10 protein-coding genes are annotated in these 13,152 nt (G+C 47.5%); 2 read left to right on the top strand and 8 right to left on the bottom strand.

What is annotated here, in order from left to right; all coding sequences use genetic code 11:
• Positions 1 to 16: 16 nt before the first annotated feature.
• Positions 17 to 889, top strand: coding sequence for an AraC family transcriptional regulator (locus FHS57_RS00180; protein WP_183970854.1), 873 nt, complete (start codon positions 17 to 19; stop codon positions 887 to 889).
• A gap of 49 nt (positions 890 to 938) precedes the next feature.
• Here the strand turns inward: FHS57_RS00180 and FHS57_RS00175 are convergent, their stop codons facing one another.
• The 6 genes from FHS57_RS00175 to FHS57_RS00150 form a co-directional block, all read right to left on the bottom strand.
• Positions 939 to 2,048: a porin family protein gene (locus FHS57_RS00175; protein ID WP_183970853.1), complete on the bottom strand. Its 1,110-nt coding sequence runs from the start codon at positions 2,046 to 2,048 to the stop codon at positions 939 to 941.
• A 12-nt stretch (positions 2,049 to 2,060) separates the two neighbouring features.
• Positions 2,061 to 2,864 carry a hypothetical protein gene (locus tag FHS57_RS00170; RefSeq protein WP_183970852.1) on the bottom strand — a complete coding sequence of 268 codons (804 nt, stop codon included), beginning with the start codon at positions 2,862 to 2,864 and terminating at the stop codon, positions 2,061 to 2,063.
• Positions 2,839 to 3,396, bottom strand: coding sequence for an RNA polymerase sigma factor (locus tag FHS57_RS00165; protein WP_183970851.1), 558 nt, complete (start codon positions 3,394 to 3,396; stop codon positions 2,839 to 2,841). The genes FHS57_RS00170 and FHS57_RS00165 overlap by 26 nt, the downstream gene beginning before the upstream one ends.
• Before the next feature lie 99 nt (positions 3,397 to 3,495).
• Positions 3,496 to 4,947 (bottom strand): DUF1501 domain-containing protein, encoded by a 1,452-nt coding sequence (locus FHS57_RS00160; RefSeq protein WP_122934606.1) that lies wholly within the window; start codon positions 4,945 to 4,947, stop codon positions 3,496 to 3,498.
• Positions 4,948 to 4,952: 5 nt separating this feature from the next.
• Entirely contained in the window at positions 4,953 to 8,207 is a 3,255-nt protein-coding gene (locus FHS57_RS00155) for a DUF1553 domain-containing protein (protein ID WP_183970850.1), read from the bottom strand.
• Between the two features lie 2 nt (positions 8,208 to 8,209).
• On the bottom strand, positions 8,210 to 9,679 hold the full coding sequence (locus FHS57_RS00150; RefSeq protein ID WP_229601226.1) for a c-type cytochrome domain-containing protein: 1,470 nt from the start codon (positions 9,677 to 9,679) through the stop codon (positions 8,210 to 8,212).
• 397 nt (positions 9,680 to 10,076) lie between these two features.
• On the opposite strand from FHS57_RS00150, the gene FHS57_RS00145 reads away from it, so the two are divergent.
• Complete coding sequence (locus FHS57_RS00145; protein ID WP_183970849.1) at positions 10,077 to 10,955, top strand: AraC family transcriptional regulator; 879 nt, start codon at positions 10,077 to 10,079, stop codon at positions 10,953 to 10,955.
• A gap of 245 nt (positions 10,956 to 11,200) precedes the next feature.
• On the opposite strand, the gene FHS57_RS00140 is transcribed toward FHS57_RS00145, so the two are convergent.
• Together FHS57_RS00140 and FHS57_RS00135 are read right to left on the bottom strand one after the other, a co-directional pair.
• Entirely contained in the window at positions 11,201 to 11,965 is a 765-nt protein-coding gene (locus FHS57_RS00140) for a LytR/AlgR family response regulator transcription factor (RefSeq protein WP_183970848.1), read from the bottom strand.
• A complete protein-coding gene (locus FHS57_RS00135) occupies positions 11,962 to 13,080 on the bottom strand; it encodes a sensor histidine kinase (protein ID WP_183970847.1) in 1,119 nt (372 codons plus the stop codon). The genes FHS57_RS00140 and FHS57_RS00135 overlap by 4 nt, the downstream gene beginning before the upstream one ends.
• Positions 13,081 to 13,152 lie beyond the last annotated feature (72 nt).

Genomic DNA, 13,152 nt, shown 5'->3' with positions numbered 1-13,152 from the left:
TGCTAATTTTTCTACTATGAAACCCCAGCTTTTACAGGTTGCTATTAGCCCTAACCGCTCCTTTAGCCTTCGTCGAGATACGATTCCGAACATCAACAACCGTTGGCATTGCCATAAAGAGGTAGAATTGGTTTGGTTTCACCGAGGCAGCGGAACACAGTTTATTGGCGACAGTATCCGACGCTTTAAACCTGGCGATGTAGTACTGGTAGGGGCAAATTTGCCGCATTACTGGCACTTTGACCACGAAGAAAAAATAGAAAGCCCCAAAGGAAGTGAGTTTTATTCTTCCGTCATTCATTTTACGGAAGATTTCTGGGGAAGCCAATTTCTGCAACTTCCCGAGAATAAAATGCTTAAAAATGTGCTTGAAAAAGCCAAAAGGGGTATCTCATTTTCGGAAGAATTGAGCCAACAAATGGCACAACAAATGGAGTCCATTTTTGCCACGGAAGGCACTTACCAACTCATCGCCCTGATTCAGTGTTTGTTGCTCGCTCAGCACTGCGACGAAAATGATTTATTGTCTTCCCTTAGTTTTCAATACGACGCCTCCGACCTTGAGAATGAACGCCTTCATGGCATTTATAAATACACCCTCCAGAACTTTCACAACAAGATAAAACTGCAAGAAATTGCGTCGTTGGCTGGGCTAACACCCAACTCTTTTTGTCGGTATTTTAAGCACCGAACGGGTAAATCGTACTCTCAGTTTTTGCTCGAAATACGGGTAGGAAATGCCTGTAAGTTGCTCATTAACACGCCCATGACCATCAAGCAAATTTGTTTTGAAAGTGGTTTCAACAACTTCACTTGTTTTTATAAGCAGTTCAAGAATATTACAGGCATGAGTCCGTTTTCGTACCAAAAAGCCCACGCAGATAAGTAGAAGGGAATGACGAAGTACGAATGAGCGAATGACGCACGCTGGTTTAGGACTAACGGCCTATTTTTACCCCAAAATTGATAAATCCGAGCTTGCCACTTTGCTGATTGTAGTATTGGGCATTGCTGGTAGAGAACCTCGTCAAGCTAGGTGTAATTTGGGTAAATGAAGGCGTATAATTAAAAAAAAGCGACACGCCTCGGTAACCCACTTCTGCCATATAAGTGAAGTTTTTTAAGCCGTTTTCTTTGACAGCATAATACATATCTCTAGAAGCAATAACGGGGCCGCTAGTGGCCGTAACCCGACCTCCCAAAACTCCATCTGAATCTATGGAATACCCACCCCAGCCAATAAGCATACTGCCAGCATCCAATGGCTGTTTCATCCTACTAACATTGTAACGAACCCCTACGCCCAACGAAAATGTTTCTTTTCCTTTTTTGTTTTTGAGAAACACTTTGGGCATTAGTTGAAAATTATAACTGAACGCGCGGACATCGGTTTGTTCTGCCCTAAGCGCTAAAGTATTGGTGTAATAATCGTATTTGGCAGAAGATATTCGATTGTCGGAAAACAGTTCTGGATCCATTTTTTCAACATTAGAATATTGATACCTCAGCCCCAACGCTTCTATCCCTACTCCGTACCTAAATTTCATTCCCATTCGTTTTCCATTCCACCAATAAGCGTCGTGTACCAAACTCACCCCTACCACCGAACGGGTTCGTAACCAAAGCGAATTAAAAACCGTATATCTCTTGCTCGGTGGGTTGTCCATAAAAACTGAAGGGTCATTGAGTCTAAAGTATTCGTACCGACCAATGGGCTGGTTGAAAAAAGTGTAACTACCCATTCCCAGATGCAAATTAAAAAACGTGTTTTTCTTATACTCTTGCCAGTATTGTTGCCATTTGGGAAGTGGCTTGGCCGTTGCACGATAAGGCGCTGAACTCAGCTGAATGTGTCCCAACGTAGAGTCTTGGGTTTGGTTCAGGTCACGCAGAAGTTTGTTTAAATCCAACCGCTCAAGCTTTTGTAAGTCTGCGGGCGTTTTGCCGTAAAAAATAACGCGGCTTGCGGGGCCTGCATTCACAATGAGGGAGTCGGCAGCCCAGCTACAGTTCGCAGCAAGGAGACACATTAAGATGGTTGTTTTCATGGTTGTTATTGGTTATTTCGATTCTGGTACAACGAGGCTGTGCGCGACCAACGACCACACGCCTTTGCCTGCGCGGCGGTCCAATGCTCTTAAATCAAATTTTCGTTCTGTGCGCAAACGGCGCGTTTCTCGGCTAAAGCGTTCTAAAAAGGTGGTTCTTAGTAAATCTTGGGCGGGGGTTTTCTCGGGCAAGTCTGGTATGTCAATATCCACAATCAGCACTCGTTCCTTGGGTGTGACATTATCCCTTGAATCCCCTTCTTCTTTCTGGGAAAGGGGACTTTTGTGGGCTTCGCTCGCTTCTTTTTCAACACGGGGAAACGCTTCACCTTTCTCCAACAAGGCGAGGGGTTGGGGCTGGGGTGAAATGATTGCATCCGCTTGGACAACAACTTGCGAAAGCTTACTTGAATCTTCGGGTTCAACAGCCCACCTATCTTCTACAACGAGCATTTTTTCAACGTATCCGTAGCTTTTATTTTTCTTCACTAAAGCCTTTTCCTGTTGGGTAGCTGCTACTTTTAATGGCTCTACGAGAGGATTAGCAAGACTGCGTTGCGGAGTAACTTTGACCAAGCTTGGAGGTAGTTGAGTCGAAGAATGGGGGTTCAACAACCATTTACCCAACAATAGTATCCCAATGAAAGCGGCAGCCACCGCCGCCCATCTACTAAAAGCAAAACCACGGCGGGGCGAATTTCGCGTTTCGATGCGCTCCCACACGGCTTTTTTATCCCATTCAAAAGGGCTAACGTCCTCCGCTGTATCGTCGCTGAGCGTCTCTCGGATTTTATCGAACAATTTTTGATTGTACATAGTCTTTTTCTAGTTCAATGACCCTTTTTTGCAACAATGATTTTGCCTTACTCAATTGAGACTTGGAGGTTCCTTCCGAAATGTTCAGCATTTTGGCAATCTCGGCGTGGCTATACCCTTCGATTTCGTACAGGTTAAAAACGGTTCGGTAGCCAACAGGAAGCTGCGAGACAATTTCCCAAATCTGTGCGGCCGAAAGCCTCTCGATGGTGTTTTCGCTGACGGCTTCGATTTCAAACTCAGAATCTGACAACAAGTGAAAATTGGCGCGCTTGCGAAGCGATTTCAACGCCTCATTGACCGTGATACGTTTCAACCAAGCTTCAAAAAATGGCACACTCTGAAAAGTCGCCTTGCCTATATTTTCAAAAGCCAAGCAAAACGCTTCCGAAACTACGTCTTCGGCATCAGCCCGTTCGCGCAAATACCTGAAAGCCAAGCGATAGATGACATTACCGTACCCCTCAAAAAGCTGTTTTTGAGCCATTTTATCGCGGTGCTGGGCTTTTTGTATGGTGGCGAGTGTAATCAAATTAGGTGCGTTTTGGGCTTATAATAAGAAACGCAGGCGAAAGGTTGCCTGCGTTGTAAAAAAAAATAAAAAAACAGTCTGACGTCTCCGACGCAAGTTTTAACTCAAAATGCCCTTCACCAACTTCCCGTGCACGTCCGTAAGGCGAAAGCGACGGCCTTGGTATTTGTACGTCAACTGCTCGTGGTCAACGCCCATCAAATGCAGCAACGTCGCCTGAAAATCGTGCACGTGCACGGGGTCTTTGACGATATTGTAGCTAAAATCATCGGTTTGTCCGTACGAAAATCCTGACTTCACGCCTGCCCCTGCCATCCACATCGTAAAGCAACGCGGGTGGTGGTCGCGGCCGTAATCGTTGGCCGCTAATTTTCCTTGCGAATACACCGTTCGGCCAAATTCACCTCCCCACACAACCAAGGTATCTTCGAGCAACCCTCGGCGCTTGAGGTCAATCAACAGCCCCGCCGTGGCTTGGTCAATTTGTTTACACTGCTTCGCCATGCCTTTGGGCAACGACCCGTGGTGATCCCAACCTTGGTGATAGAGCTGCACAAAACGCACGTCTTTTTCCAACAGTTTACGCGCCAACAAACAATTGGCCGCATAGCTTCCTTTATCGCGGCTACCAGGGCCGTACAGGTCAAATACTTCGTCGGGTTCTTGGCTGGTATCCATCACTTCGGGTACGGAAGTTTGCATCCGATACGCCATTTCGTACTGCGCAATGCGGGCATTTACTTCGGGGTCGCCCCAGGTATCGTTTTGCAAGCTATTGAGTTGGCTCAAGTACCCCAACATCTGCTCGCGGTCGGTGCCGTCGTAGCCTTCAGGATTATTGAGAAACAACACGGGGTCTTTGCCCGACCGAAACTGCACGCCTTGGTATTCGGACGGCAAAAAGCCATTTCCCCACAGCCGCGCGTACAAAGGCTGGTCTTTGGACGCGTCTTTGGACACCAACACGATAAAAGCAGGTAGGTTCTGGTTTTCAGAGCCCAAGCCGTAGCTCACCCACGACCCAATCGACGGGCGTCCAGGGAGTTGATGCCCCGTTTGAAAAAACGTGATGGCGGGGTCGTGGTTGATTTGTTCGGTATAAAGCGATTTAACCAAACACAATTCGTCCACCACCTGCGCCGTGTAAGGCAGCAGCTCGCTTACCCACGTGCGCGTGCTTCCGTGCTGTTTGAATCCATACACACTCGGCGCAATCGGCAGCGACGCTTGGTTGGCGCTCATGCCCGTTAGGCGTTGCCCCTTCCGAACCGAATCGGGCAAGGCCGCCCCCAGCATCGACTGCAATTTGGGTTTGTAATCAAAGGTTTCAAACTGCGAAGGCCCGCCTGCCATAAACAAGTAAACCACCCGTTTGGCTTTGGGCAAAATCGGCGTTGCTCCAAAACTTGGCGTTCCTAACAAGCTACCCAGCGCCAACGCCCCCAATCCCGAAGCCGTTCGCTTTAAAAAATCGCGGCGGTCGAGTTGTTGGTTCAAGCCCGAAAATTCGGGGGTATGCAATCGAAAAGGTTCATCGTGATGCGGTGTCATGGGCATTAGCGTTTGGTGATGGTAGCATCGGAATTTAAAATGGTATTGGCCACGACGGCGTAGGCTGCCACTTGGGCAGGTTCGAGCGTGGTATCTATTTTTTTCAAGCCTGTTTTTAACCAACCTTTTGTTTTGGCAGGGGTTGCTTTAAAGGTCTGGTATTGAGTCGTGTATAATTTATCCAGCAACTGTACTTCCTTTTCGTTGGGCCTTTTTCCCGTCAATTGTCGGTACGCCCATTGAATCGCCTCCGCTGACTGTTTTTGACGGGCCATTTGCTCGCCCATCACCCGCGAGGCTTCCACGTAGGTGGGGTCGTTGAGCGTGACCAAGGCTTGCAAAGGCGTGTTGGTGCGTTGTCGGCGTACGATGCAGCTACTACGCGTGGGGGCATCAAACGTCCCCAAGGTCGGATTGGGCACGGAGCGTTTGACAATCACGTACAGGCTGCGGCGGTAAATGGCATCGGTCGTATCCATTTTGTAGGTCATGCTGTTGATTTCCCACAAGCCATCGGGCTGGTACGGTTTTACACTTTTACCCCCAACTTTGTTATTCAATAACCCACTAGCTACCAAGGCATTGTCGCGGAGCATTTCGGCGGTTAGGCGAGTGGCAGGGCCTCGCGCCAACAAGCGATTTTCGGGGTCGCGCTCTCGCAGGGCGGCCGTCGTGCGCGAATCTTGGCGGTACGTAGCCGACATCACCATCAATTTCACCAACCGTTTCACATCCCAGCCGTAATCCTGACGGAACGTGACCGCCAACCAATCCAGCAATTCGGGATGAGAGGGCAATTCACCTTGATTTCCAAAGTCTTCGGTGGTTTTTACTAACCCCGTCCCAAAGAAATTTTGCCAATACCGATTCACCGCCACGCGTGCCGTCAGCGGGTGATTGGGGTCAGTCAACCACTGTGCCAAGCCAAGGCGGTTTTTGGGAAGCGTGGCGGGAAAAGCCAAGACCGCCGAGGGGGTGTTGGGAAACACTTCGGGGCCAGGCGCGTCGTATTGTCCGCGTTGTAGCAAGTACGAGCGTTTGGGCGTTGGCATTTCCTGCATTACCATAATTTCGGCAATGTGGCGCGTAGAATCGCTGAAAGCCGTTCGTTGTTGTTGCAGAACTGCCCGTTCAGCAGCTACTGCTGCATCCACGGCCGACACGTAATAGTCTTTCAGCACCGCCCGTTCTTCCTGCGACAACGTGGCAATAGGTTTATCCACAATGGTTTGCCACGTAGCTTTGTTGGCCAACATCTTTATTTCAAAAGGCGTGAGGGTTCGGTTATACACCACTACGTCGTCCACTTTACCCCCTTTGAAGCCCAATCCACGCCACCAGCCACCAATTTGTAGCCCCGTTTCGTTTTTGGCATCGTAAAAAATAATGTCTTTGTACAACTGGTCCATCACCGTTTCCATCGCCAATTCGGTTCCGTCCATAAACAATTTAAAGCCATTGGCTTTGGACGAACCGTCGTAGGTCATGGTCAACTGCACCCAGCGGTCGCGCGGAATGGGTTGATTGCTTTGCCGCGTGATGGCATTGGACGGTGCCGTGTGCGCCATGCAGATTTCGAAGCGGTTGTTTTTGACGTGCAAATGAAAACCTTTGAAATTGTACAACCGCTCGGCATTGCTTTTGTGGAAAATCACGCCTTCTTTAAACTCTTTGGGAAACCACGCCCAAATCCCGACCGAAAACGGCTCTGATTTTCGGAATACACCCACGGGCCGCAAATCGGCGTACGAATCGCCGTTGAGTTCGAGTACTTGTCCACGGGCGGTTTTTGAAAAAACAGGCTTGTCGGCATCGCCCGCGTCGCGCTTCATTTTGCCCTTGTGCGAAGGATTCACGGTATTTCGTAAGGAATCTTCAAAGGTAAAAAAACCCTGTAAGCCTACCTGCGGCACGGCTTGGGTTCTGAGTTTTCGCGGCTCTTCCGTTCCCAACCACGCCTGAAAAGAAGCTTCGGAAGCATCCACAGTTTTGGCCAATTTGGCTTCCTGTTCTTTCATCGACGACTGCATAAAACGGATTAACTCCTCTTGTTTTTCGGTAGGCAACAGCAGCGTAGGCGTGGGCAAGTCGTCGTTCCAAGAAATTTGTCCCGCTTCGCGTACGTTGTTGAAAAAGCTGTAGAGTTCGTAGTAATTTTTCTGAGAAATAGGGTCGTATTTGTGGTCGTGGCAACGCGCACAACCCAGCGACAACGCCATAAACGCATCGCCCAAGGTATTGGCTCGGTCCATGACGTATTCGGTTTGAAACTCTTCTTCCACAATTCCCCCTTCCATGTTTTGTTGGTGGTTTCGATTAAAAGCCGTCGCAATCAGCATCTCGCGACTTGGGGTATTGCCCGAAGGCCCTTTCATCAAATCGCCCGCCAATTGCTGGTGGATGAAGGCATCGTAGCGCATGTTTTGGTTGAAAGCATTGATAACCCAGTCGCGGTAAGGCGACATATCGCGCAACCGATCAACGGTATAGCCATGAGAATCAGCATAGCGGGCTACGTCCAGCCAATCGGTGGCCATCCGCTCACCAAAATGCGGCGACGCCAGCAGTCTATCGACTTGTTTTTCGTAGGCATTGGGGCTTTTATCCGCCAAAAAAGCGTCGATTTCGGCAATGGTTGGTGGTAATCCTGTTACATCCAACGACAACCGCCGCAGCAATAATTCCTTGGGCGCTTCGACCGAGGGCGTCAGTCCTTCGCGCCCCAACCGTTGTCCAACAAAATAATCAATTTCATTGACGGGCGTGTAGCCGCTGAACGGCGCTGCTGTAGGCACTGCTTTTTTCTCAGGTTTCACAAACGCCCAGTGCGGCTTATACACCGCTCCCGTTTTTACCCATTTGAGTAAAACGGCCTTTTCTTCGGCCGTCAGCGTGAGGTGCGACTGCGGCGTCGGCATTTGGTAGTCAGGGTCGTTGGACAAAATGCGGTGTACCAACTCACTTTTGGCTAGATTCCCTGGCTTGACGGCTACTTTGCCAGGGTTTTCGGGCAATTGGCCATAAGCAGCTTGGGCCACGTCAAGGCGTAAACCCGCCTTTTGTTTGGCTTTGTCGGGGCCGTGGCAGGCAAAACATTTGTCCGAAAGAACAGGCTTTACGTGTTGGTTATAATCCAGTTCGGCGGGGAGTTTGTCATAGACGGCGGCCACCTCCTCGGGTACTTTTACACCGTCAATGGTTTTGGTGGGTGGAAACCAAAAAGGCACGCTGGCCAAGCAAAAAAGGAGAAACCTTATCATGACTATGATTGCGTTTTCGTGGTTTTATTGGTGTCGGGCAACGTGAATCGTTGCTGCCCATCTTCTATTTTCAACGTTGGTTTGGCGCGTTTAAGCCGTCCAATTCCTTGCGGAGTTACCTTAGTTTTCCACAAATAGACGACCTTCAATTGTGGATAAGTCGCCAATTGTTGAATACCTTCGTCGGTCACGGCCGTACCGTATAAATTTAGCTGTTCCAATTTCGGCAATTGCTTCAATTCGGCCAACGCCGCATCCGTGATTTGCGTATTTTCCAGATTGAGTCGATTGAGGTTGGTCAAAGCGCTCAGGGGTTTTAATTCTTCGTCGCGCACGGGCTGGTTAGAAAGGCGCAACCGTACCAATTGCCCTTGCACGCGGCTTAATTCTTTCAACATCGACGGCTGGTACGCTTTTACATTCACAAAATTAGCTGCTACGTAGCCAGTTCCTTGCTGTACGGGCGTCAACGTCACCTGCTGTTGCTGAAAATACGTCACCGTCGATGCAGTGGGTGCTTCGGTTGGTTTCGCCAAAATGGACGTTTCAACACTTGCGAAAGCCGACGTTTCTTTTTGCGGAGCAATCGCACTATCCACCACCAAGGTAGGTAAGGTAAGTGGCAAAATCGCCGAAGCTTCCACCTCCGAAAGTTGTTGGTTTTGAATAACCTCCACTTCTTCCTTAAACGATGCCCCTTTGGCAATCCAATGGTGCAGAATCGCTACTTCTTGGGATGTCAGTTGGCGTTTGCCTTTGGGTGGCATGTGCATTTCGTCGTCGTGCGGCAGCAGCAGGTAGCTAAACAGCTTGCTTTTTTGTGGATTTCCCGCCACCAATACTCCTCCATTTTTACCTCCTTTTTGGATAAAAGCTTCAGTATCAAGCCGCAGTCCGCCCTTCTTTTTCTTCGCCGAATGGCAACTGTAACAGTTTTTTTCTAGGATAGGCACCACTTGGTCGCGGTAAAAAAACGTGCGCCGTACTTGGGGCTGATTGGCCGCTACTGAGGAATCTTGTTTTACGACCTCAGGCACCAAGGCCACCGCCGTCGTATCGGATGCTTCAGTAGGTCGATTACCAAATGATAAATAGCCTTCGCCGTGCGTCAGGTTGCCGCCGTAATGCCCCGCAACGGTCAATACAATCACTGTTAGCGACGCCAGTAGCCAGCGGTATTTTGCAAAAGCGTACGTCAAAAAACTCAACGCCGCCGTTGCCAGCCCCGTCCATTGGTGTACCTGCACGGCCTCCGCCTCGTAGTCACCCGACTGCGCCAATAGCCAGCCAGCCCCGCACGACAACAATGCAGCAATCGCCCCCGCCAACCAAGCCAGCGAAATAGCTTCCGTTACGTCCACTTTTCGGACTTTCTGGTACAACATCAACGCAAACCCAAACAGTAAAATACCGATGGGGAGGTGCACTAAAAGTGGGTGGAAACGGCCTATGTATTCGGCAACGGTCATCATGCAAGATTTTCTGGTTTAGGATACACAAAAGTAAGGCGAAGTTTGCCTTTCAAAAATGAATAAAAGTGGCAGCTATTTGTACAAATCCGACTTTTTTTCAAGTGCTTTCGCCCATAAGTCCAGAATCAAAATTTCCAAATACCACAATCCTACTCTTTGCTAAATAAATATTCCCAATGAAATCTATTTTATGCGAATTAGAAGTTAAAATACCTGATAATTTTGGTAAATTTCAAAGACTAAATTGAACTAAAGTGTGTTTTCTTTGTAAAAATTAAAGCGCCAGACACCCATTATAACGCAGCGTTTTATAAATAAATAGATAGATAGGTTAAAATCACAAAAAGCTCATTGTTCCTTTTATACATGAGCTTTTTCTTATCTAATCCATACTGCAATGATTGACACACTCTACACCTTAAAATTTAACCTTTTGCACGTTGGCTACGCCTCACTAGGCACCGATTGGCAATTTGACGGCGTATTAAGCCCTTTTTCTCGGTTGTATTTTATTACCGAAGGCGAAGCTTGGGTTTACCATAATCAGCAAAAGTACCTGCTAAAGCCTGGGCACATGTACCTTATTCCCAAATTTTCGGTCAGTCGTTATCATTGCGACACCAACATGGAGCAATATTATATTTCCTTTTTAGATGATTCCGAATCGGGGCTTTCGGTGTTCGACATGCTGCCGTTTGTCTATGAAGCAAAAGCTTCTCATTTTGACAAGGAGCTATTCCAGCGCATATTAGATTTGCACCCAGGCCGCGCCATTCTCAAGAATGACCCTAAAACCTACGATAACCGCGCGGATTTGCTAAGTTTTAACCAAAAGTACCCTCCTACCAACGAGCACCATCTTATCGAAACGCAGGGAATTTTACTTCAATTGGTATCCCGATTTATCCGTCCTACCACTGCCTTTGGCAATACCAGCGAGAAACACCGACGAAGTGACATCGGCTTTGTGCTTCGGTTCATTCACACGCATTTGGACAAAAAACTAACAGTAGAACAACTAGCTGGTCTTCAGGGGCTTAATTGCGATTATTTTTCGCGACAATTTCAAAAAGTCTTGGGAATTCGCCCATTGGACTATATCATCAATAAACGGCTGGAGCGGGCCAAATTATTGATAACGACATCTTCGCTTTCGTTGCAAGAAATTGCCGACCGAGTAGGTGTATTTGACATCTACTACTTCTCGAAACTGTTTAAAAGTCGTTTTGGAATAGCGCCGAGCCAGTATCGGAAACAAGTCTCCGAGCTTGACTAAAAGACCTGACGGGGGAGGGTGATAAAACCAAGCACGGGGGAGGCAAAACCTCCCCCGTCGCCCACTCACTCATTCTATCTAAAAAGTCTTTAAGTGCATTTGGAAGGATGGAAAGCGCGCAAAAAAGCAAGCAAACCAAGAGCCCTAAAAATAAAATGGAGAACGCGACATAAAAAATAAAAAAGCACCAATGCCCGTTTTGGCTGCTTAAATAGGGCATCTCAAGCGCTGAAAGCGGCTTTAGTTTATTTGCCCAACCATTCCTTAAAATCGGCAATGCGGTCGCCACTCACAAAAACTTCTTGTTTAAAAGCGGGTACCAATTCTAGCTTTATTTTACCGCCCGAATACGCATGGGCAACTTGAATCGCGGATAATGAAACGAGCAGGGAGCGATTGACCCGAAAAAAATCATGCGGGTTGAGCAACTGCGTAAGTTTGTCGAGGCTGTAATCGACGCTGAGGCGAAGGTTGTCGTGCGTGGTAAGAATGGTTGCTCGGTCTTCAAACGAAAAATAAGCGATTTCGCTCGTTTGAAGGCTTCTCAATTTTGCCCCCACCGTTACCATAAAACGGTCTTTGTAAACCACTTGGTTTTGGCCAAAAAGTTGGAGCATTGCATTGAGATTTACTTCAGGAGCAAGCGGTTGTCGCAGCAGCTTAAATTTATCAATTGCGGCTTTTAGCTCCTCAAAATCAATGGGTTTCAACAAATAATCAATGCTATTGACTTTAAAAGCCCGCAAGGTATATTCGTGGTAAGCGGTGGTGAAAATGACGGGAATCGTCAGCTGAAGTTTTTCGATAATGCTAAACCCTAAATCGTCTTCCAAGTGGATGTCCAAAAATAACAAGTCGGGCTTGGGATGTTGGGGGTTTTCGAACCAATTAATCGCATTTTGCACCGAGGGGATTTGCGCCAACACCCGAATTTCGGGATCGTAACGATGCAGCAAATGAGCCAACCGCTGGGCCGTCAGTTTTTCATCTTCAATAATTAGTACGTTCATGCAAGCAATGGTATGGTAACTCTAAACATCCCGTCTTTTTGGGTGATAGAAACGGGACTTGAGGTTAGTAATTTATAACGATTGACGATATTGTTCAACCCTAAGCCCGTCGAAGGTTCGCTTTGGGGACGGGGCTGAATCGGATTAACCACGCTCAAGTACGTCTCGTCGCAGTGAATAGAAACCAGCAGCGGCTCTTCGGCCGACATTCGATTGTGTTTGACGGCGTTTTCAACCAACAATTGTAGCGTCAGCGGGGCAACCGAATACCGATTCGCGACCGATTCAGGAATGTCAATTTTCACGTTTAGTTTTTCATCAAAACGCATTTTCAACAAAAATAAATACGTTTCGATAAACTCAAGTTCTACTTTAAGGCTAATCCGTTCGTTGTCACTTTGTTCTAAAATATACCGATAGGCTTTTGACAACTGCTGCAAAAACTTCCCAGCCAATTCACTGTCAATTTCTACCAAAGAAGACAAAATACTAAAGTTGTTGAACAAAAAATGAGGACTTACTTGATTTTTCAACGCATTGAATTGCGCTTTCACGTTTTCCTTTTCCAATCGCTCGGCTTTTAATTGGATATTCTCAAGTTGTTGATAAGCCCGTCGGTTAGAGGCCAAATAAAAGGCTGATAACATCGCTAAAATGGTCAGGCCCATGTTGGCTTTTTTCTTTTGCTGCTTTGTAAAATGATGCGCCACGCTGTTTTCGGGGGAGTGGTTTGGGGCAAGGCCAAAACGTTGTTCGAGCGAATCTTCGGCAAAACTCCACAAACTCCGAAAGCCGATATTAAACATAATCGCCAACACGGTAGCCATCGAAAACATGGCCAATTGGGCAGGAATTTTGAATTCCATCAAAAACCCCCTACCAAACCAGCTAAACAACCGCTGCTGCACCCACTCAATGACGTTAATCCACAAAAAGAAAAACAGCACATTGACGGTCACTTCCATCATCCACAGCGGTAAGCGTTGTAAAATTGGGACTTGGCTAAGGTCATGAATGTTGATATAGATCCGAATTGGTAAATAAACAACCACCACACTCAACGCGAGTTGGAGTTGTTGGCGTTTGCTGAGAAAATCAGAAGGAGCTAAGTTCATCAAAGTAAAAATAAGGAATTAGCTCATAATAAGGCAACAAAAACGGGCTGAATGTCCATTTCAGCCCGTTGA

It is taken from the genome of Runella defluvii (genome assembly GCF_014195535.1).
Lineage (GTDB): Bacteria > Bacteroidota > Bacteroidia > Cytophagales > Spirosomataceae > Runella > Runella defluvii.
The sequence above is the reverse complement of the archived record's forward strand: the minus strand, read 5'-3'. Positions and strand labels throughout refer to the sequence as shown.

Bases quoted from the DNA above. Each gene is read 5' to 3' on its own strand.
- FHS57_RS00180 (WP_183970854.1), top strand. From the start codon at position 17: ATGAAACCCCAGCTTTTACAGGTTGCTATTAGCCCTAACCGCTCCTTT.
- FHS57_RS00175 (WP_183970853.1), bottom strand. From the start codon at position 2,048: ATGAAAACAACCATCTTAATGTGTCTCCTTGCTGCGAACTGTAGCTGG.
- FHS57_RS00170 (WP_183970852.1), bottom strand. From the start codon at position 2,864: ATGTACAATCAAAAATTGTTCGATAAAATCCGAGAGACGCTCAGCGAC.
- FHS57_RS00160 (WP_122934606.1), bottom strand. From the start codon at position 4,947: ATGACACCGCATCACGATGAACCTTTTCGATTGCATACCCCCGAATTT.
- FHS57_RS00155 (WP_183970850.1), bottom strand. From the start codon at position 8,207: ATGATAAGGTTTCTCCTTTTTTGCTTGGCCAGCGTGCCTTTTTGGTTT.
- FHS57_RS00150 (WP_229601226.1), bottom strand. From the start codon at position 9,679: ATGATGACCGTTGCCGAATACATAGGCCGTTTCCACCCACTTTTAGTG.
- FHS57_RS00145 (WP_183970849.1), top strand. From the start codon at position 10,077: ATGATTGACACACTCTACACCTTAAAATTTAACCTTTTGCACGTTGGC.
- FHS57_RS00140 (WP_183970848.1), bottom strand. From the start codon at position 11,965: ATGAACGTACTAATTATTGAAGATGAAAAACTGACGGCCCAGCGGTTG.
- FHS57_RS00135 (WP_183970847.1), bottom strand. From the start codon at position 13,080: ATGAACTTAGCTCCTTCTGATTTTCTCAGCAAACGCCAACAACTCCAA.